This window comes from uncultured Pseudokineococcus sp. (assembly GCF_947495735.1).
Taxonomy (GTDB): domain Bacteria; phylum Actinomycetota; class Actinomycetes; order Actinomycetales; family Quadrisphaeraceae; genus Pseudokineococcus.
Map to the genome: position 1 here is coordinate 1 of NZ_CANMAA010000021.1, position 19,567 is coordinate 19,567.

The 19,567-nt window shown below is 73.6% G+C and carries 17 protein-coding genes; 7 read left to right on the top strand and 10 right to left on the bottom strand.

Annotated elements, in window-relative coordinates; genetic code table 11:
• Positions 1-156 precede the first annotated feature (156 nt).
• Positions 157-879 (bottom strand): hypothetical protein, encoded by a 723-nt coding sequence (locus Q0848_RS17845; protein ID WP_299040020.1) that lies wholly within the window; start codon positions 877-879, stop codon positions 157-159.
• 218 nt (positions 880-1,097) lie between these two features.
• Here Q0848_RS17845 and Q0848_RS17850 point away from each other — a divergent pair, with 218 nt between their 5' ends.
• Together Q0848_RS17850 and Q0848_RS17855 are read left to right on the top strand one after the other, a co-directional pair.
• A complete protein-coding gene (locus Q0848_RS17850; RefSeq protein WP_299040022.1) occupies positions 1,098-1,463 on the top strand; it encodes a helix-turn-helix domain-containing protein in 366 nt (121 codons plus the stop codon).
• Positions 1,460-2,020 carry an ImmA/IrrE family metallo-endopeptidase gene (locus Q0848_RS17855; protein ID WP_299040024.1) on the top strand — a complete coding sequence of 187 codons (561 nt, stop codon included), beginning with the start codon at positions 1,460-1,462 and terminating at the stop codon, positions 2,018-2,020. Before Q0848_RS17850 ends, Q0848_RS17855 begins: the two co-directional genes overlap by 4 nt.
• On the opposite strand, the gene Q0848_RS17860 is transcribed toward Q0848_RS17855, so the two are convergent.
• The 5 genes from Q0848_RS17860 to Q0848_RS17880 all read right to left on the bottom strand — a co-directional run bounded on the left by Q0848_RS17860 (position 2,009) and on the right by Q0848_RS17880 (position 8,403).
• Positions 2,009-2,284 carry a hypothetical protein gene (locus Q0848_RS17860; protein WP_299040027.1) on the bottom strand — a complete coding sequence of 92 codons (276 nt, stop codon included), beginning with the start codon at positions 2,282-2,284 and terminating at the stop codon, positions 2,009-2,011. The two genes, Q0848_RS17855 and Q0848_RS17860, sit on opposite strands and share 12 nt — an antisense overlap.
• Before the next feature lie 159 nt (positions 2,285-2,443).
• The gene (locus Q0848_RS17865; protein ID WP_299040029.1) at positions 2,444-4,276 is read right to left on the bottom strand and encodes a TniQ family protein; all 1,833 of its coding nucleotides are present in this window, start codon (positions 4,274-4,276) and stop codon (positions 2,444-2,446) included.
• Between the two features lie 37 nt (positions 4,277-4,313).
• Positions 4,314-5,468 carry a TniB family NTP-binding protein gene (locus Q0848_RS17870; RefSeq protein WP_299040031.1) on the bottom strand — a complete coding sequence of 385 codons (1,155 nt, stop codon included), beginning with the start codon at positions 5,466-5,468 and terminating at the stop codon, positions 4,314-4,316.
• Positions 5,465-7,666, bottom strand: a complete 2,202-nt coding sequence (locus Q0848_RS17875; RefSeq protein ID WP_299040033.1) for a hypothetical protein — start codon at positions 7,664-7,666, stop codon at positions 5,465-5,467. The genes Q0848_RS17870 and Q0848_RS17875 overlap by 4 nt, the downstream gene beginning before the upstream one ends.
• On the bottom strand, positions 7,663-8,403 hold the full coding sequence (locus tag Q0848_RS17880; protein WP_299040035.1) for a TnsA-like heteromeric transposase endonuclease subunit: 741 nt from the start codon (positions 8,401-8,403) through the stop codon (positions 7,663-7,665). The genes Q0848_RS17875 and Q0848_RS17880 overlap by 4 nt, the downstream gene beginning before the upstream one ends.
• Before the next feature lie 272 nt (positions 8,404-8,675).
• Between Q0848_RS17880 and dnaK the strand changes: the two genes are divergently transcribed.
• The 4 genes from dnaK to Q0848_RS17905 all read left to right on the top strand — a co-directional run bounded on the left by dnaK (position 8,676) and on the right by Q0848_RS17905 (position 12,941).
• Complete coding sequence (gene dnaK / locus Q0848_RS17885) at positions 8,676-10,568, top strand: molecular chaperone DnaK (protein ID WP_299040036.1); 1,893 nt, start codon at positions 8,676-8,678, stop codon at positions 10,566-10,568.
• Entirely contained in the window at positions 10,565-11,248 is a 684-nt protein-coding gene (gene grpE / locus Q0848_RS17890) for a nucleotide exchange factor GrpE (RefSeq protein WP_299040037.1), read from the top strand. The genes dnaK and grpE overlap by 4 nt, the downstream gene beginning before the upstream one ends.
• A 185-nt stretch (positions 11,249-11,433) precedes the next feature.
• Positions 11,434-12,495 (top strand): DnaJ C-terminal domain-containing protein, encoded by a 1,062-nt coding sequence (locus Q0848_RS17900; protein ID WP_366146672.1) that lies wholly within the window; start codon positions 11,434-11,436, stop codon positions 12,493-12,495.
• A complete protein-coding gene (locus Q0848_RS17905; protein WP_299040038.1) occupies positions 12,492-12,941 on the top strand; it encodes a heat shock protein transcriptional repressor HspR in 450 nt (149 codons plus the stop codon). Before Q0848_RS17900 ends, Q0848_RS17905 begins: the two co-directional genes overlap by 4 nt.
• A 13-nt stretch (positions 12,942-12,954) precedes the next feature.
• On the opposite strand, the gene Q0848_RS17910 is transcribed toward Q0848_RS17905, so the two are convergent.
• The 4 genes from Q0848_RS17910 to Q0848_RS17925 form a co-directional block, all read right to left on the bottom strand.
• On the bottom strand, positions 12,955-13,881 hold the full coding sequence (locus Q0848_RS17910; RefSeq protein WP_299040040.1) for a carbohydrate ABC transporter permease: 927 nt from the start codon (positions 13,879-13,881) through the stop codon (positions 12,955-12,957).
• A gap of 86 nt (positions 13,882-13,967) precedes the next feature.
• Positions 13,968-14,930 carry a carbohydrate ABC transporter permease gene (locus Q0848_RS17915; protein WP_299040041.1) on the bottom strand — a complete coding sequence of 321 codons (963 nt, stop codon included), beginning with the start codon at positions 14,928-14,930 and terminating at the stop codon, positions 13,968-13,970.
• Complete coding sequence (locus tag Q0848_RS17920) at positions 14,927-16,234, bottom strand: extracellular solute-binding protein (RefSeq protein ID WP_299040044.1); 1,308 nt, start codon at positions 16,232-16,234, stop codon at positions 14,927-14,929. Before Q0848_RS17920 ends, Q0848_RS17915 begins: the two co-directional genes overlap by 4 nt.
• A gap of 103 nt (positions 16,235-16,337) precedes the next feature.
• Positions 16,338-18,344 (bottom strand): glycoside hydrolase family 127 protein, encoded by a 2,007-nt coding sequence (locus Q0848_RS17925; protein WP_299040046.1) that lies wholly within the window; start codon positions 18,342-18,344, stop codon positions 16,338-16,340.
• Positions 18,345-18,535: 191 nt separating this feature from the next.
• On the opposite strand from Q0848_RS17925, the gene Q0848_RS17930 reads away from it, so the two are divergent.
• The gene (locus Q0848_RS17930) at positions 18,536-19,561 is read left to right on the top strand and encodes a LacI family DNA-binding transcriptional regulator (protein ID WP_299040048.1); all 1,026 of its coding nucleotides are present in this window, start codon (positions 18,536-18,538) and stop codon (positions 19,559-19,561) included.
• Positions 19,562-19,567 lie beyond the last annotated feature (6 nt).

Below are 19,567 nucleotides of genomic sequence, written 5' to 3' on the forward strand. Positions count from 1 at the left end.
TCCTGAACGCCGCGAAGACGGCATAGTTCAACCCGCAGAGCAGCACGCGCACCTACACCACGCCACGGGACTCAATCAGGAGGGCGCCGCCGGAGCCGGAACTGCGCTGCCCCTCCTGGTGCGACCGAGGGGCAGCGCAGTTGTTGGCCGGCCGACTCAGGCGTAGCGGTAGGCGAGGGTGATCTTGGGGTCCGCCTGGAAGGCCCAGCCGTAGGCCTGCTGCCCGCCGACGGCGACCGGCGCGTCGCCGCCGGCCACCAGGTTGGGCGTGGGCTGGTTGGGCATCGGCTCGACGAGCACCTGCTCGACGGTGCCTGCGAAGTCGAGGGGCAGCACGACGGTCGCCCCGAGGCGGACGTTGCTGACGGGAGCGAGGCTGAGCTGGGGGGCGTACATGGTAAAGCGGTAGTGCCGGGGGTCGCCGTCGACGGGCAGCAGAAGCTGGCTGGCGTGGATCCGGATGGTCTGCTGCCCGGCCGGGACCCGAATGTCGGAGACCTTGTACCGCTGCGCGTGCTGTTCGAGCTGGCGCTTCTCGTTCGTGGTCGTGTCGAGGACCTCGCCGGCCTTGTCGAGGACGGGGCGGATGATCTCGGCGTCCTTCTTGATGATGCGCTTGAAGGGGCGGACGTCCTTGAAGTGGGCCTTACTGGCGGAGATGACGCGGGCGAAGGCGGAGGTCCCGGCCTCGAGGTCGCCCTGCAGGACGAGTCGGTAGTCCTGGTCGGCAGGGCTCTGCACGACCGCGGTGATGGTCATGTTGGCGACGTCGTAGGAGCTGGCGCCGAAGCCCTGCGTCGGGGCGATGGACTCGATGTCGATGTTGATGCTCTGGGACAGGACCGGCAGGTCCGTGGTGATGGGGGTCGTGGCGCTCACGCTGGCCTCGCTTCCTCGCCGGCCCCTCTCACGGGTGCCCGCGGGTCGTGGGACGACCATCTGGCAGATGATCTAATCCCGGAACGGTGGGTCGAGATCGAACCACCTGGAGCAGTGGACCACGCCGGTGGGTCGAGACGCAACCACTGGCTCGAAACTGCGACACTCGGTGCATCGGGACACAGCGAGCCCCGACACCGACACGCAGGAGCCCCGCCATGACCAGTTCAAAGATCAACGTTGCAGCACTCGTCGCGTCTTTGGACGCGCACAGGGAAGGGCACAGCCTGTCGTGGCGTCAGATGGCCAAGGACATCGGCGTGAGCCCGTCACTCCTGTCCCGGCTGAGGAACGGGTACCGCCCTGACGCTGACGGGTTCGCGACACTGGTGACATGGCTGGGGCAGCCGGCCGAGTCCTTCATCATCCAGGAGGGGGGCGCTACGGTTCAGGAGCCTGAGCTGGTCGCTCAACTGGCTCCGCTTCTCCGGGCGCGCTCGGACTTGACCGACGACGACGTCGCATACCTCGAGGACGTCATCCAGGCGACAATCCGAAGGGTTAAGTCGCAGAAGCAGCCATGATCAAGAAGCACCTTAAGGACCTAGCCATCGAGTTACGGGCCGAGCTCGGCACCGGTCCCTTCGACATCTTTAACCCGTACGCCCTGGCGAAGCTCTACGGCGTTCCTGTGGTCCACCTTAACGACCTCAACTGCTCTGCAGCGGCAAAGGAGTACTTCGCGGGAGCCGGCGTTAGTGCGCTGTCCGGTGCTCTCATTCCCCTACAAGACGGGTCAGCAATTATCCTCGAGAACGCCGCCCACGCTCCCGAGCGACGTCGCGCCACAATCAGCCACGAGCTGGCCCACCTGATCCTCGAGCACCGCTTCGACACCCGCCTAGTCGATCAGCGGGGCTGCCGCGTCGCCGACGGCGAACAGGAGCAGGAGGCAGCCGAGCTTGGTGCTGAGCTGCTGCTGCCAGCGGTCGCAGCCCTCGCCCGCGCCCGACGACAGGCCAGCGACGAAGACGTGGCCGCTGCTTTTGGGGTGAGCGTCGAGCTTGCCGCCTGGCGCTTGAATGGAACGGGCGCCCGAAAAAGGGCTGACCGAGAGCGCCGCCGCCGCTTAGAACACTGATGGAGCTTGAAAGGAGTCTAAGGGGGCTGCATCACCGGCGCTGAGGCGGCGTTCCATGCTTTCCCACAGGGGGTGGGTGTGGAAGCCGCCAGTGGTGTGGTGCAGGGCGCGGTCGGTCAGCCTCTCGAGGCGCAGTAGGCGTTCGACGGAAAAGGTTGTGAGGCCGGCGATGGCGGCGGCGTGGGTGGTGACAAGGTCGGGCAGGTGCTCGGTGTTGTCCACCTCGGGGATGCCGTAGATGCGGTTCAGGTAGTCCCAGATCAACTGGGCCGACGGGAGGCTGGTGCCGGCGTCGACGAAGGCGATGGCGGTCTGACGGGCGATCGTGGAGTGGTAGTCCCAGATGTCTTCGTGGTGGTGGTACTCCGGCGGGCCAGGGTCGGCGGGGCCGGGGCACCGGCGTCGCGGGCGGGGGATGTCGCTTCAAGGTGGTTGCCACCACAACGGGTGGTGGGTGCGCTGGTCGAGGGTGGCCCGGGCCAAGCGCATCGCGGCGACCGCGAAGATGTGGTCGCTGTCGGTGCCGATGCGGCGGCGGACGGCCCGGTGGGTGGGGTGGTCTTCCTCGTTGACGCGCAGCGGTGGCGGCGCCAGGCGTAGGTCGCCGCCGGTGTAGACCTCCCAGAAGACCCGGACCAGGTGCATGGTCGGCCCGGGGTAGGGGGCCGGGTAGGGCACCTCGCCGATGGCGGCCTCGACGAGGGTGGTGAGCAGGTCGACGTCGGTGGCGATCCACCGGCGGGCGGAGTAGTTGATCGGCGGTGGGGCGTCGGCGAGGTGGTCGGCGAGGTCCTCGAGCTGGCCGAGGAAGTCCGGCCACGCCCCGGCGCGTCGTAGCCGGGCGACCATCGCCGGTGGGTAGCCGGCGAACCATCGCGGCAGGCCGAGGTCGACGGCGATCAGCTGCCACGGGCGGGGGTTGCCGAGGCGGGCCAGCAGCATCGCCGCGCACGCCCGGCCCTTGTAGTCGGTGGGCGCCACGTGCGGTGCCAGCGTCCCTCGCCACAGCTGCTGGGGGATCCACGCCAGTGGCACCTGCCCAGCAAGCGCCAGGTCGGGGTGGAGCGGGCGGCGGTCCCCGGCGGGGTAGCGGGGCCGCCCGCGGCCGGTGCGGAAGGTCAGCTGTGCTGTCGGGGTCAGGTGCTCGGCGACCGACAGCAACCGGAGGGTCCCCAGCAGCGGGTGGCGGGCACGCCCGCGGGTGGCCCCGGCGATGGGGGTGTGTCCGCCGGCCGGGTTCAGCACCCCGTAGGAGTCGGCCACTGCCACAGCACGGACTCGGTCCGGTGCGGCCAGGACCTGCGCGGCGACGGCCAGCCCCTCGAGGACCACGTGGGGGTCTGCGGTGACCTCGAAGACCGCGGACTTGCCCTGGGCGAGCTCGTCCAGCAGGTCCAGCAGCGCGGTGAGGTGGTCGGCGTGGGTGCTCACCAGCCCGGCCACCTCGACCGGGCCGTCGCGATCCTCCGCGGCCGCCAGGGCGAGATCGCGCACCAGGCGTGCGGTGGCCATCTGCTCCGCGGTCGCCGGGCGCGCCGTCGCGGTGCGCAGGTCACCGGGGCACCAGACCCGCCGGGTCCGCCGCGGCTGCTCGCCCGGCGCAACCTCGGTGCACGACCACGACGGGCGCGAGCGGCCGGCCCACGCCGAGGTCGACCACGGCGCCACCCCGCAGTCAGGGCAGTGCTGCTCCAGCAGCACCAGGTGCTCGGGGCAGACCAGGTGCAGCGGGGACCGCCACCGCTCGGGCCAGACGCCACCGTTGTCGGCCAGGCAGGCCGGGCAGTACCGGGTGCCCTTGGTGGCCACGGTGCGCGGCGCGTCACCGCGGTAGTGCTGCCGGTACCCGGCCAAGCCCTGCTCGAGGGCGTGCGCGAGGACGTCACCGGCGGCGCCCAACGGCAGCCCGTCCAGACCGAGACGCTCGAGCACCGTCGCGCGGTGGCGGTCGACGTGGACCCCGGCGCGGGCAGCGCCGGTCAGGACCGTCCGTGCGCCCATCGCCGCCAGCAGCTGCTGCGGGCTGAGGTCGTAGCGGTACCCGACCCGGGCCAGCCAGCTCGTCGCCTGCTCACCGGGCACAGCCGGCACCGCGATCGGCCACCGCCCGATGCCGGGGGTGCCGTCCCGCCACGGCCGGGCGGGCGCGGCGACCCGCAGCCGCGGACCACGCGCGGCCCGACGCCTCGCCTGCACGTCCGCGGGGATCTGCCACGGCATCAGCCCACCCGGCGTCTCCTCCTGCTCGTGCCTCACGCCGGCTGCCGTCGCCCTCGTCGGCGTCTCAACGTCCTCACCGGCCGGCGGCTGGTTGGAGTCGTTGACCGGCGGCGGCGTAGCTGTTCTGGGCGGCGTTGTCGGTCACGACGTGGGACAGGACGGCCTCGTCGATCCTTTCGGCGCCGGTGGTGATCGCGAGGTAGCAGGCCCGGTCGAGCAGGTTGGTCAGGGAGGCGATGTGGCCCTGGGTGCGGGCGAAGAGCAGGTCGGCGTGGTCGGTGAGCATCCCCGGGCGGGCCTCGGCCAGCTTCAGGTGGCCTTCCAGGGCGGCGAGCAGGTCCACCCATGCCCGTGCTCCCGCCGCCGTGGTGGTGCTGAAGGGGACGACGGGGCAGCGGGTCGCCCGCCGTGAGGTCTGGGCGTAGACGACGTCGGAGCCGTGCAGGCCTTCGTCGAAGAACTTCTTCGCGGCCAGCCCGACCCCGGTGTAGACGAACGTCACGGGCATCTCGTTGGCCAGCCACTTCAGGTGGTTGGAGACCTCGGTGCCGGCGCGGTGGGCGAAGTCGACGAAGTGCAGGTCGTCGATCACCACCAGCCGGGTCTGGCAGGAGACCACGCAGTCCACCGCCAGCGACGCCAACCGCGTCGACGTCGTCCGTTGCGCGGCGGGGTGGCCGTAGAACTCCAGCAGCTTGCTGTTGAGGGTCTTCAGCGTCATGTTCGCCGTCAGCGCGACGAACGCCACCGGCAGCCGTTGGTGGCCCTCGGGGGTCGTCGGGCCGTGCCGGCGGTACTGGGCCCGGTGGAAGTCCTTCGCGAAGCGCGTCGCGATCGTCGTCTTGCCCAGGCCGGGGGCGGCGTCGATGACCACCGACCCCCGCAGCCGGTCCCCGTCCCGGCGCCCCGAGGCCAGCACCTGGCCCATCAGCGAGAACGCCGAGGCCATCTGCGCGGTCCGGATCGTCGGCAGGTTCGCGTTCCACACCATCCGCGCCTCGTCGTAGTCCTCCCGCGCGCCGGCGCCCAGGCCCTCCATCTGGGTCCGGGTGAGGGTGGCGAAGTCCTCCCGCGGGCCGGCGGCGACGAAGGCGTCCCACCCGGCCTTGCGGGCCAGCTGGTAGGGCTGCACGTCGTGGCGGGCCAGCCACGTCGCCCAGGGGTTGGCCGCCCCCTCTTCATCGGCGTGGGGACCGGTGGTGCTGGTGTCGTCGTCGAGGGTGGTCACTCGTCGAACACCTCCAGGCCGTCGGCGTCGGGGTGCTCGGCGTAGTACTGGGCGAAGACGTCGACGTCGTCGACGACCTCCAGCCGCCGGGCCCGCTCGGAGCGGCGGGCCATCAGGTCCACCACCCCCGGCAGGCTCGCCACCTCCCGAGCCGCCTCCCGGGCCGCGGCCGCGGACGCAGCCGCTGTGGTCGCCGCGTCGCTCGTGCCCGCCGCCGGCGGAGCCGTGGGCGTGGTGTCGGCGGCGGCGCGCTGGGCGCTGAGCCGGCGGGCCAGGGCCCGGTCCCGGCGGGCGGTGACCTCGCCGGCCGACCACTGCCCCAGCAGGTCGTGCACAGCCTGCTGGGGGTCGACGTGCCGGTGGGTGCGGACGCTGACCTGGCGGGCGTAGTCGGCCGCGGCCTGGGAGAACGGGGCGTCCAGGCCGTGGGCGTGCTCCCACACCAGGCGGTGCCACTCGCCGGTGTCGGGGTCGCGGAAGTGCACGTGCCGGACGTCGGACACGTCGACGTGGAAGGGCCACTTGCCCGCGTGCACCCCACCGAAGGGGGAACGGTGCCCGCGGTGCAGGTTCAGGCCCGGCCCGTTGTACCGCTGCCCGTGGATCTCCACGCCGTAGTGCTGGATGGTGCGCCACACCACCGCCAGGAAGTCGTACGCCAGCCCAGGCCGGGCGGGCAGCCGCAGCGTCCCGGCCCGGGCCAGGCCCACCGCGAACATCTCCGCCGGGGAGAACGACGCCTGCGGCAGCTGCGGGACGCACAGGCCCGCGTGGGCGGTGTGGTGGTACACCGAGCCGACCCACTGGCGGATCACCGCCTCGAGCTCGGTGACGTAGAAGAACGCCTGCCCCTCGACGTCCTTGCCCCGGTTGGCGACGTCGGGGCCCTTGTAGGCGGGCAGGTGCTGCAGCAGCCCCTGGCGCAGGGTCCGGAAGAACCGCTCCACCGTCGGCTTGTCGGTGGGCTTGCGGGGGATCGCCGGCTGAACCGTGATCCCCAGCCGGGCGCAGACCCCCAGCACGTGGGAGGACATGTACGCCTTGCCGTGGTCGATGACGATCGCCTCGGGCATGCACGCCGGCAGCCCGCCCACCCGCGCCTGGGACACCCCGTCCGGTGTCTCGGTGCCGACCAGCACGTTCGCCGGCACTCCGTGGAAGGGCCACACACCCTCCCGGGGAGCACCGCGACCACCGTCGGAGTCGTCCTCTCCCTCGTCGTCGGTGGGCGGGTCCAGCGGCAGCCCGGCCAGCGCCGCCGGCGGCTCCCCGGCGCGGACCGGCTCCTGCGGGGTGACGCACTGGAACAGCACGTTGGCGACGTCCTGGGAGGTCGTCGAGATCGGCGACAGCCGCAGCCCCAGCACGCACCGGGTGTAGAGGTCGAGGGCGACGGTCAGCTCCACCGGCACCCACCGCAGCGTCACCGGCTCCATCGCGAAGACGTCCAACGGTGTCGAGTCCAGCACCACGTACTCACCCGGCCGCGTCGCCACCAGCCGCCCGTAAACCCCCTGCGGGCGCGCGGCGACCGACCGGCGACCCTTCGCGCTGCCGAACGCGTGCCGACCTTTCGACAGCTGGCGGAGCCGGACGTAGGCCGCGGCGCGGGACGGCAGCGGGACGACGTCGGCGCCGTGGGTCGCCGCCAGGTCGCGGGCTACTCGGGCGATGACCACGCTCATCGTGGGGGTCGAGGCGTCGACCAGGTCAGCCAGCACCCGTAGGCATGCCGCGTCCCAGCGCTTGTCGATGCGGCTGCCGTACCGGTTGAGCAGCCTGCTGTCGGCCAGCCCGGCGACACCGGCATCCCGGTAGCCGGCGACCCAGCGGTGCAAGGTCCGCACGGACACGCCGAGCTCGGTCGCCTTCGCCGCGAAGCGGCCTCCCGCGGGCTCGTCCTCGCCACCGGTGGTCGTCAGCAGCTGCCGCACGTGCCGGGCGCGCTCTTCCAGGGCTGCCATCTGCGCGGGCTTGAGGCTGCCGAGTAGGAGCGACACGAGCTCCTCGTCGTCCGCGGGCTCGGTGTCGTCGCTGACCACGCTTGCTTGCGCAGAGACCGCGGCCGTCGCCACGGCGCGCAGCTGCTTCCCGCGCGAGAGCGTCACCGTGGCCGCGGTCACCTCCTGCACCGTCCAGACCGCGCCCTCGAACCACAGCTGGGTCCCCGGGGCCAGGTCGACGGTGCCGCCGCTCATGACGCGTCCTGCGCCCAGGCGATGACCGTCGCGTCTGACAACGGCACCTCGAGGTCGGCGACCCAGGCGCCCGACCACAGCAGCCACCGGGTCACCGGCGCCGCCAAGCTCGCGGGCACCTGTGGCGTGGTGGCGGCGATCACCTCGCCGAGCGTCATCCCGGTCGCCGCGACCCGCTGCACCACGTCCAGTGCGTCCGGGTCCACCAGCTCCAGCCGCCGGGTGCCACCGAGCCAGCGAAGGTTGTCCATCAGCACCGCCGACGCGCCCGACCAGACCTCGTAGCGCCAGCCCTTCGCCGCGCACAGCCGGCCGGTCCAGGCGAAGACCTCCGCGACTCTCGGAACCTCGACGAAGGCGGCGGGCTTGACGTCCACGAGGGCGAAGGAGCCGTCGGCGTGCTGCAGCAGCAGGTCCGGGGCGTGCCGGCGCCGGACCGGCCCGTCGTCCCCGGACAGCCACACCGGCTGGCTGGCGATCCACGCCACCGTCGGGTCGTGGTCGGCCAGCCACAGCCGGTCCAGCTCGAGGCGGCTCTCGTAGCCCACGTGGTCGCCGGTCGTGGCCGACCAGAAGGACCCTGGGTAGTGCCGCTGGCCTGCGTGCGAGGAGATCCGCCGCACCGGCAGGCCCCGCACCGCCTCGGCTCCGTCGAGGGCGCCCCAGGTCGTGACGACGTCCTCACCGACGGCGCTGACGTACCGCACCTCGGTCCCCGACGAGCCGGCGATGGCCACGACTACGAGCGTCCTCGCGGGTGACACGGAATCTGGATAGTGACACGCAGGTGACACGAAAGCTGGACGCTGACATGTAGTCCTGGATCCCACAACGGGGGCCCGCCCACGGCCCGCCAGGAAGCGGGAACACCTCACCCGCTCCTCCAGTTGAGTGAGGCAGGCTCAACTACAGCGGCCCCGGTTTGACACCCGCCGGCGCCCGACGCAGAGTTGAGCGCACTCGGCTCAAGACCTGAGCGAACACGGCACCACGCAGGAGGAGCACCCCCATGGCACGAGCTGTCGGCATCGACCTCGGCACCACCAACTCCGTCGTCTCGGTCCTCGAGGGCGGTGAGCCCACCGTCATCGCGAACGCCGAGGGCGGCCGCACCACCCCGTCGGTCGTCGCGTTCGCCAAGTCCGGCGAGCCCCTGGTCGGCGAGATCGCCAAGCGCCAGGCCGTCACGAACGTCGACCGCACGATCGCCTCGGTCAAGCGCCACATGGGCACCGACTGGTCGCAGGAGATCGACGGCAAGAAGTACACGGCGCAGGAGATCTCCGCCCGCGTGCTGCAGAAGCTCAAGCGCGACGCCGAGTCCTACCTGGGCGAGAGCGTCAGCGACGCCGTCATCACCGTCCCGGCGTACTTCAACGACGCCGAGCGCCAGGCCACCAAGGAGGCCGGCGAGATCGCGGGCCTGAAGGTGGCGCGCATCATCAACGAGCCCACCGCCGCCGCGCTGGCCTACGGCCTCGACCGCGGCAAGGAGGACGAGCTGATCCTCGTCTTCGACCTCGGTGGCGGCACGTTCGACGTCTCCCTCCTCGAGGTGGGCAAGGACGCCGAGGACGGCTTCTCCACCATCCAGGTCCGCGCGACCAGCGGTGACAACCGCCTGGGCGGCGACGACTGGGACGCGCGCGTCGTCCAGCACCTCGTCACCACGGTGAAGAACAGCTCCGGCGTGGACCTGTCCAAGGACAAGATCGCCATGCAGCGCCTGCGCGAGGCCTCCGAGCAGGCCAAGAAGGAGCTCTCGAGCGCGACGAGCACCAGCATCTCGCTGCAGTACCTGTCGATGACGGAGAACGGCCCCGTCCACCTCGACGAGAAGCTCACCCGCGCGCAGTTCGAGCAGCTCACCAAGGACCTGCTCGACCGCACCAAGGAGCCCTTCAACCGGGTCATCGCGGACGCCGACGTCAAGGTCGCCGACATCGACCACATCGTCCTCGTGGGCGGCTCCACCCGGATGCCGGCCGTCGCGGACGTCGTCCGCAGCCTCACCGGCGGCAAGGAGCCCAACAAGGGCGTGAACCCGGACGAGGTCGTCGCCGTCGGCGCCGCCCTGCAGGCCGGCGTCCTCGGTGGCGAGCGCAAGGACGTCCTCCTCATCGACGTCACGCCGCTGTCCCTGGGCATCGAGACCAAGGGCGGGATCATGACCAAGCTCATCGAGCGCAACACGGCCATCCCGACCAAGCGCTCCGAGGTCTTCACGACGGCCGACGACAACCAGCCGAGCGTGCAGATCCAGGTCTTCCAGGGCGAGCGCGAGCTGGCGCAGCACAACAAGCCGCTGGGCAACTTCGAGCTGACCGGCATCGCGCCGGCGCCGCGGGGCATCCCGCAGATCGAGGTCACCTTCGACATCGACGCGAACGGCATCGTGCACGTGTCCGCCAAGGACCGCGGCACGGGCAAGGAGCAGTCGATGCAGATCACCGGCGGCAGCGCGCTGTCCAAGGACGAGATCGACCGCATGGTCCGCGACGCCGAGGCGCACGCGGAGGAGGACAAGCAGCGCCGTGAGGAGGCCGAGGTCCGCAACGGGGCCGAGCAGCTCCTCTACTCCACCGAGAAGTTCCTCGCCGACAACGACGACAAGCTCCCCGAGGACGGCAAGTCCGAGGTCAAGGGCAAGGTCGAGGCGCTGCGCACCGCGCTCGCCGGCGACGACGTCCAGGCCGTCAAGTCCGCCCAGGAGGAGCTCTCCACGGCGAGCCAGACCCTCGGCGCCGCGATGTACGCCCAGCAGCAGGAGCAGGGCGCGCCGGCCGACGACGCCACGTCCGAGGGCGCTGCTGACGGCGGCGCCCAGGGCTCGGCCGACGACGACGTCGTCGACGCCGAGATCGTGGACGACGAGGATGACCGCACGGACGGCACCCGGTGACGGCCGGCGCGAGCGGACCGGAGCAGGGCGGCCAGCGGGACCCCCGCGAGGGCGACCCCGTGGTGCGCGACCGACGTCGCATCGACCCGGAGACCGGCCAGGTGCGCGAGCAGCCGGCCGGGTCGTCGCCGGCGGGCGGGACTGCGGACGCCGACCAGGCGCCCCACGAGCCGGACGCCACGGCGGGCGACCCCGACGCGAGCGCCTCGGACTTGACGGCCGAGGACGTGCTCGCCGGTGCCGCCGGCGGGGACGCGGCCGTGCAGCAGCTGGCCGACCAGCGGCTGGAGGACCTCCAGCGCCTGCAGGCGGAGTACGTCAACTACCGCAAGCGCGTCGACCGCGACCGCGACGTCTCCGCCGCCTCGGCGAAGTCCTCGGTCTTCGAGGCGCTGCTGCCGGTGCTCGACGACGTCGTGCTGGCCCGCACCCACGGCGGGCTCAGCGACGGCCCGGCGGCCTCCATCGCCGACAAGCTCGAGTCGACGCTGGAGCGCCTGGGACTCGAGCGCTACGGCGAGGCGGGGGAGGTCTTCGACCCGGCCGTGCACGAGGCGCTCATGCACGGCGCCGGCGAGGGCTACGAGGTCACCACGGTGACCCAGGTGCTCCAGCCCGGGTACCGGGCCGGCGGGCGCGTCCTGCGGGCGGCGCGCGTCGCCGTCGCGGGCCCCCAGTAGGGGCCTCCAGCACCAGCGATCTGCGGGGCAGTCCCGCACCGGCGCCCCGCCCGGCCACCCGGCCGGGCGGGGCGCCGCGCATCGTCCGGCGCGCCGAGAGCGCGGCGGACGAGCCAGCACCACGACCAGCACCGGCCCGGCGGCCCGCCCGCCCCGGTCGCCACCCCGGCAGGGAAGGAGCCGCGTTGTCCGGCCAGGACTGGATCGAGAAGGACTTCTACGCCGAGCTCGGCGTGCCCAAGGACGCCAGCGCGGCGGACGTCAAGAAGGCCTACCGCAAGCTCGCCCGCACGCTGCACCCGGACGCCAACCCCGGTGACGCGGCGGCGGAGCGGCGCTTCAAGGAGATCGGCGAGGCCTACTCGGTGCTCTCGGACCCCGAGAAGCGCGAGCAGTACGACGCCGTGCGCGCCATGGCGGGCGGGGCGCGCTTCAGCGCCGGCGGCAGGGGCGCGGGCCCGGGCGCCGGGAGCGGGGGCTTCGAGGACCTCTTCGGCGGGATGTTCGGCCAGGGGGGCGGCCAGCGCGCTCGCTACGGCGCGGGCCCGCAGGGCGGCGGCGGCGCCGCGCCGCCCGGGTTCGAGGACCTGCTCGACGGCATCTTCAACCAGGGCGGTCCGGGGGCGAGCTACGGCGGGGGGCCGTCGCGCCCGCGCCAGGGCTCGGACCTCCAGGCGTCGACGACGCTGGACTTCACCACGGCGGCCGAGGGCTCGACGACGACGCTGCGCGCCGGCGACGGCACGACCGTCACGGCCCGCATCCCGGCCGGTGTGCGCGACGGCCAGAAGATCCGCCTGCGCGGCAAGGGAGCGTCCGGGGGGAGGGGGGTGCCGCCGGGCGACCTCGTCATCACCGTCACGGTCCGCCCCCACCCGGTCTTCACCCGCGACGGGGAGGACCTGCGCGTCACCCTGCCGGTGACCTTCGCCGAGGCCGCCCTCGGCGCGGACGTCGAGGCGCCCACCCTCGACGGCGGCACCGTCCGCCTGCGCGTGCCGCCGGGCACGCCGTCGGGCCGGGTGCTGCGCGCCCGCGGCCGCGGGGTCACGACGGCCAAGCGCACCGGCGACCTGCTGGTCACGCTCAGCGTCGTCGTCCCGCAGCGGCTCGGCGACGAGGCCCGCGCCGCGGTCGAGGCGTTCGCCGCGGCCACCGCCGACACCGACGCCCGGGCCGACCTGCTGCAGAAGGTGCGCGGCGCGAGCGGGCGCGGCCCCCAGAGCGGGGCCGGAGCGCCGCGATGAGCCGGGCGTCCGGCCCCTCGACCCCTCGCGGGGGGTCGGAGGTCGACGTCGACGCCGCGGTGCTTCCCATCTCGGTCGCCGCGGAGCTCGCGGGGATGCACCCGCAGACGCTGCGGCAGTACGACCGCCTCGGCGTCGTGGAGGCGCGCCGCTCCACCGGGCGGGGGAGGCGCTACAGCCTGCGCGACGTCGCCACGCTGCGGGAGGTCCAGCGCCTGTCCCAGGAGGACGGCGTCAACCTCGCCGGCATCAAGCGGATCCTGGAGCTGGAGCGCAGGGTCCTGCGCCTGTCCGAGGAGGTCGAGCGGCTGCGGAGCCTCGTCGGCGCCCAGCGCCGCGTCTTCACCGCCGACCGCGCCGGCGACGTCGTCGCCGGGACGATGGGGCGCCGGGTCAGCCGCGCCACCACCGGCGCGCTCGTCCTGTGGGACCCGCGCCGGCGGTGAGCGGGCGGGCCGCTCAGCCCTTGACGGCCCCCGAGGCGAGCCCGGCGACGTAGTAGCGCTGCAGCGCCATGTACAGGACGACGCAGGGGATCATCGCGATCACGGCGCCGGCGGAGAGGAGGCCGTAGTCGACCTGGCCGTACGCGCCCTGCTGGAGGTTCAGCAGGGCGACGGGCAGCGTGTACAGCTCGGCCCGGGTGAGGAACGTCAGCGCCCCGAGGAACTCCGTCCACGAGACGAGGAAGGCGTAGAGGGCCGTGGTGGCGATGCCGGGAGCCACGAGGGGCCGCAGCACCGAGAAGAAGGTGCGCGAGGTGCCGGCGCCGTCGACGAACGCCGCGTCCTCCAGCTCCGCCGGGACGCTGGCGAAGGCGTTGCGCATGACGAAGACGCCGAACGGCAGGTTGACCGTCGTGTAGAAGAGCACGAGCCCCAGCAGGCTGTCCGTCAGGCGCATCGCGTTGAGCTGCAGGAACAGCGGCGTGAGGATCGCCTGGAACGGCACCATCAGCGTCAGCAGGATGGCGCCGAAGGCGACGCCCGAGAGGCGGAAGCGGAAGCGGCCGAAGCCGTACCCCGCGGCGGTCGCCAGGACCGCCGTCAGCACGGCCGTGCTGACCGCGACGAGCAGGCTGTTGCCAACGGCCCGCATCAGCCCCAGGCCCTGGAGGCCGGCGAAGTTGGCCGCCGTGAGGTCGAAGAAGGTGCCCCACGTGGGGGCGGCGGTGATCACGGCGTTGGGCTGGAACGCCCGCAGCAGCGCCCACAGGAGCGGGGCCAGGAAGACGGCGACGGCGAGCACGGCGGCCAGGCCGTAGAGCAGCACCTTGGTGCGGCTCTCGGACCGGCCGTCGGGGTTCGACCGCCCCGAGCGCGCTCCCGCCGGCCTGCCCTCCCCGGTCCTGCCCTCCCCGGTGCGCGGTGCGGTGGTCGTGGCCATGGTCGTCCCTCCGGTCGTGGTGCTGGTGCTCGTCTGCGGGGGCTCGTCGCCGGTCCCGGACGGGCCGGCGACGGGCGGAGGACGGGTCAGTCGCGCTCGCGCAGGAGCCAGAACTGCGCGGCGGTGACGAGGCCGACGACGAGCACGAGCGCGAGGGACAGCGCCGTCGCCGCTCCCACCTGCAGCTGCACGAAGGCCCGGTTGTAGATGTTGAGGACGACCGGCGTCGTGGAGGTGCCGGGGCCGCCCTGCGTGAGGATGAAGAACTGCGTGAAGGCGAGGAAGGAGCCGATCACCGACAGCACGAGGCTCATGGCGATCGGCCGGCGGATCATGGGGATGACGATGCGGCGCTCGCGCTGCCACCACGTGGCGCCGTCCATCTCCGCCGACTCGTGGACCTCGCGCGGCACGGACTGCATGCCGGAGACCAGCAGGATCATCGTCAGGCCGGAGACCCCCCAGACCACGAGCACGGTGATGAGGCCCGTCGCGAGGCCGGCGTCGACGAGCCACGCCGTCTGGCCGTCGGTGATGCCGAGGGCCCCCAGCAGGAGGTTGACGGCGCCGCTGCCGGGCTGGGCTTCCAGGACGAGCATGAAGCTCAGCGTCGACAGGCCGATGACGTAGGGCAGGAAGAAGAGCGTCCGCAGCGCGGTGGACCCCCGCCGGTTGGTCCGCACGACCACCGCCATGAGGTAGCCGACGACGAGGATCGGTCCGGTGACGATCGCCGTGTAGAGCAGCGTGTAGCCCACGGCCTGCAGGAAGGCCGTGTCCTGCGCGATGGCCGTGAAGTTCTGCAGGCCGATGAGCTCGTAGTCGCCGATGAGCGGCCAGTTGGTGAAGGAGATCCCGACGGCCAGCACGAGCGGCAGCAGCACGAAGACCGAGACCATGGCCACAGCCGGCAGGACGAGGAGGACGCCGGTGCGCTCGCGGTGGGTCAGGCTGCCGTGGGACGCCGAGCGCCGCGGTGCACGGCCGCCGGCAGCGGCTCCCGCGGCGGCGGAGGCGCCGGCGCCCGCGGCCTGGGCGGGGGCGCTCATCGCTGGGCCTGCTCGAGGATGCGGTCGAACTCGGCCTGCGCCTGCTCCAGGGCCGGGTCCACCCCGCGGCCGAAGACGGCCTCCCGGAACATCGCCAGGTAGGGGCTGTCGGCCTGGTTGAACAGCAGGTTGTACGACAGCGTCCGCGGCGCGTACCCCTCGCTGATCTGCTCCAGCGGGAGCACCGCCAGGGGGTAGCTCTCCCGGTAGCGCTCGGTCGCCGCATCGGCGCGGATCGGGAGGAAGCCGTGGTCGGGCATCCGCTCCTGCTGCTCCACGGCCAGCGCGAAGCGGACGAGCTCCCACGCCGCCGACGGGTTGCGCGCCCCCCGCGGGATGCAGAGGTTGTCGCCGCCGGCGAAGAAGGCGCCGCCGCCGCCCGGGCCGGGGAGCAGGCGCACGTCCGTGCGCTCCCGGTGGGCCTCGTCGCCCTCTAGCGCCCCGGAGATGAAGTTGCACGGGAGCAGCCCCACCGACCCGGCGCGGAAGTCGGCCCCCCACGCCGCGCCGCTGTCGGAGAAGTTGGCGGGCGGCATCGAGCCGGCCTCCCACATCGACCGGTAGGCCTCCAGCGTGCCGCGCAGCGCGTCGTTGCCCACCAGGTCCCCGGTCTGCGAGCCGACCTCGCCCTCGAGGATCCGCCCGCCCGCGGCCCACGTGTGGGGCTGCACGGTGAAGCCGAGGATGCCGGGGTTGTTGCCGGCGGTCGACCACCCGTGGACGTCCGGACCGAGGTCGCTCACGGCGGCGGCGGCCTCGGCCGCGGCCTCGAGGCTCTCCAGCGACGCGAGGTCGACGCCCGCCCGGTCCAGCAGCTCCGTGTTGCCCCAGAGCAGGGAGACGTCGGCCAGGAACGGGACGCCGTAGACGCGGTCGTCGACGGTGGCCAGGCCCAGGTGCGCCGGGCTCAGCTGGTCGCGGCCCTCGAGCTGCTCGACGAGCGGCGTCAGGTCGGTGAAGACGTCCCGGTAGATGAAGAGCATGGCGTTGATGTCGTCGATGTCGACGACGTCGGGCACCTCGCGGCCGCGGATCGCGGTCGCCAGCTTGGTGACGTACTGCCCGTCGAGCACGGGCGTCAGCTCGACGCGGATGCGGTCCTGGCTGGCGTGGAAGGCGTCCACCACACCGCTCATGCCCTCGACCGTCGCCCCGCGCGTCCACACGCGGACGACGCCGCTCGCGTCCTCGCCGAAGCCCGCGGCGGTGACGTCCGCCTCGGGCAGCTGGCCCGCGCACCCCGCCAGAGCCCCCGCCGTGCCGACACCTGCGAGCGCGAGCAGCTCGCGCCTCGTCAGCCGCATGTCCCCTCCTCGTCCGTGCGGCGCCGTCGCCGCGGTGGTCCGGGACCGGCCCCCTCGGGGCCGGTCGACGTGCGTCGGGCCGGGTGGTCCGGCCGCGCCGCGCTCAGGCGGTCGGGACCCACACCCGCACGGGGCCGGGCCCGCGGTTCGCCCACGTCGCGTAGGGCACGGCGACGAGCTCCAGCTCGTCGTCCCGCCCCGGCGCCGGGGCGTCGGCGGGCAGCCAGGTGCTCGCCCCGCTCTCCGGCCCGCGCACCCGGCCGCGGGCGCGCACCCGCACGGCGCCGTCGAGGGCCTCGTCCGTCCCGGCGTCCTCGAGCGCACCCGTCGGGTCGAGGACGACGTCGTCGAGGGCCACGCCCTCGGGCAGGTCGTGCTCCTCCACCGCGTAGACCAGCGGGCCGCGCTCGAGCGCCAGGCACCCGCGGGCGTCGTCCACCCGGGCGTGCGGCCGCGTGAGCCGCGGCGCCACGGGGAGCACGAGCTCCACGACGTCGCCGGGCGTGAAGGTGCCGCGCGCGACGGCGTACGCGCCGGCCGGGACCGACTCCTCCGTCGCCTCGTCCGAGGCGCCGCGGCGCAGGACGGCGCCCTCCGCCCAGCCCGGCACCCGCAGCGAGAGGGCCACGGGGCTCTCGGGCGCCTGCTCGACGCGCACGACGACGCTGCCGTGCCACGGGTAGGCGGTCTCGACGACGAGCGAGAGCCGCCCGCCGGGCACGTCCGCCTCCACGCGACCGGGCGCGTACTGGTGCAGCTGGAGGCCCTCGTCGTCGGTGGTGGCGAGGTAGGCGTCCAGGCTCGACAGGGTGCGCATGACGTTGGGCGGGCAGCAGGCGCACCCGAACCAGGTCTGGCGACCGGCGGCGACGCTGCGCTCGTGGTCGGGGTGCGCGCCGCCGCGCACCTGCAGGGCGTTGACGTAGAAGTACTGGTCCCCGGAGAGGGAGACGCCGGCGGCGAAGCCGTTGTAGAGCATGCGCTCCAGCGCGTCGGCGTAGAGCGCGTCACCGGTGGCGAGCAGCATCCGCCAGGCCCACTGGACGCCGCCGATGGCGGCGCACGTCTCGGCGTAGGCGCGGTCCGACGGCAGCTCGTACGGGTCGCCGAACGCCTCGCCGTCCCACCGGGAGCCGAGGCCCCCGGTGAGGTAGGTCTTCGTGGCCAGCATGTGCGCGAACTGGGTGCGCAGCGCCTCGAGGAGCTCGGCGTCGCCCGTCTCGGCGGCGACGTCCGCCGCGCCGGCCGCGAGGTAGACGGCGCGCACGGCGTGCCCCTCGACGGTCGTGGCCTCCCGCACGCGGACGCGGTCGGAGAAGTAGGTCGGGCCGTGGCCGTGGGCGGCGACCAGCCCCTGGCCGCGCGCCTCCACGAACCAGCCCGCGAGGTCGAGGTAGCGGCGGTCGCCGGTCTCGCGGAACAGCTCCGCGAGACCCATCTCGACGACCGGGTGCCCGTCGACGTCGCGGATCTGCCCCGGTCCGTCGCCGAAGGTCTCCACCAGGTGGTCGGCCAGGCGCACCGCGACGTCGAGGAGGCCGCGCTCGCCGGTCGCGCGGGAGACGGCGACGGCCGCCTGCATCAGGTGGCCCGCGCAGTAGTGCTCGTGGCTCCACGGGAGGTGGGAGTAGCGCTCGCGGGAGCCGGCGTCGCCGTCCGGGCCCGGCTCGACCGCGCTGCCGCGCTCCTGCACCACCGAGTCCAGGTAGCCGTCCTCGGCCTGGGCCGCGGCCACGACGGCGGTGACCTCGCGGATGTCCTGCAGCAGCTGCGCCGACGGCTCGCGCCCGTGCTCCCACGCGGCCGCCTCGAGCCACTTGTAGACGTCGGAGTCCATGAAGACCGGCCCCCGGACGACGCCCTCGCGGGTGCCGGCGGCGATGCGGAGGTTGTCGAGGTTGCCCCACTCCTCGAGGTGCTGGCGCCCCTCGGGGATCGCCCGCTCGCGGTTGGCCCGCTGCCGCGCCGCCCACCAGCCGCCCTCGAGCCGCGCCGCGCCGGGGGCCACGGGCGCGAGGCGCGTGCTGCCGGGCGTCGGCGCCGCCGGTCCGGCCGTGGTCGCACCGGCGGGGGCGGTGGTGCCGGGGGTCTGGGCTGCGGTGGTGCTCACGGGGCTCCGCTCGTGGTCGGGGCGTCCTGCGGAACGGCAGGAACACGTTTTCTGAAACGTACCGGTGCGCGACGGCGCAGGACAAGGCCTCGGCGCCAGCGGTTTGACTAGGCTGCGCCGGGTGCGGCGACGCGTCCGCGGCACGTCGGGCGCGCTGCGTGCCGTCGCGGGAGGCCGTCGAGGAGGTCCGGGTGGAGCCAGCCGGTCCTGCCGCGTCGGCCGGGCGCACGCGCCCCGTCCGCATCGTCGACGTCGCGGCGCTGGCCGGCGTCGCGCCGGGGACGGCGTCGAAGGCCCTCAGCGGGAGCGGGCAGCTGCGCGCGGAGACGCGCGAGCGGGTCCGCCGCGCCGCCGACCAGCTGGGCTTCGTCCCGGACGGCGTGGGCAGGGCGCTGTCGTCGGGGCGCAGCTTCACCGTCGGCCTGCTGACCACGGACAGCATCGGCCGCTTCACCCTGCCGGTCGTGCTCGGCGTCGAGGACGCCCTGGGGGCCGGGGACGTGGCCGTCCTGCTCTGCGACACGCGCGACGACCCGCTGCGGGAGCGACACCACCTGCGGTCGCTCGCCTCGCGCCGCGTGGACGGCATCGTGGTGACGGGGCGGCGCACCGACCCGCGGACGCCGGTCTCCGCCGACGTGCCCGTCGTCTACGCCTTCCAGCCCTCGCGCCGCGAGGAGGACACCTCCGTCGTCGTCGACGAGCGCGGCGGCGCGGTGGCCGCGCTGGCGCACCTGCTGGCCCTGGGCCGCACGCGCGTCGCCCACATCACCGGGTCGTCCCGGCACGCCGCGGCGCGCTCGCGCGCCGAGGCCGTCGTGGACGCGGCCGCCTCGGCCGGGAGACCGCTGGTCGTCGACCCCCTGCACGGGGCGTGGAGCGAGGAGTGGGGTCGGCGCGCCGTCGACCTGCTCGTGCGCCAGGTCCCCGACGTCGACGCCGTGAGCTGCGGCAGCGACCAGATCGCCCGCGGGGTCGTCGACCGGCTGCGCGAGCTGGGCCGCACCGTGCCCGACGACGTCGCCGTCACGGGCTTCGACGACTGGGACGTCATGGCGCTGGCCAGCCGCCCTCCCCTGACCACCGTGGGGCTGCAGATGCACGAGGTGGGGCGGACCGCGGCGCGCCTGCTGCTGGAGGCGGTCGACGGCCGGCCGCAGCCGGGGACCGTCGTGCTGCCCACCCACCTCGTCGTCCGGGGCTCCACCGTCGCGTGAGCGCCC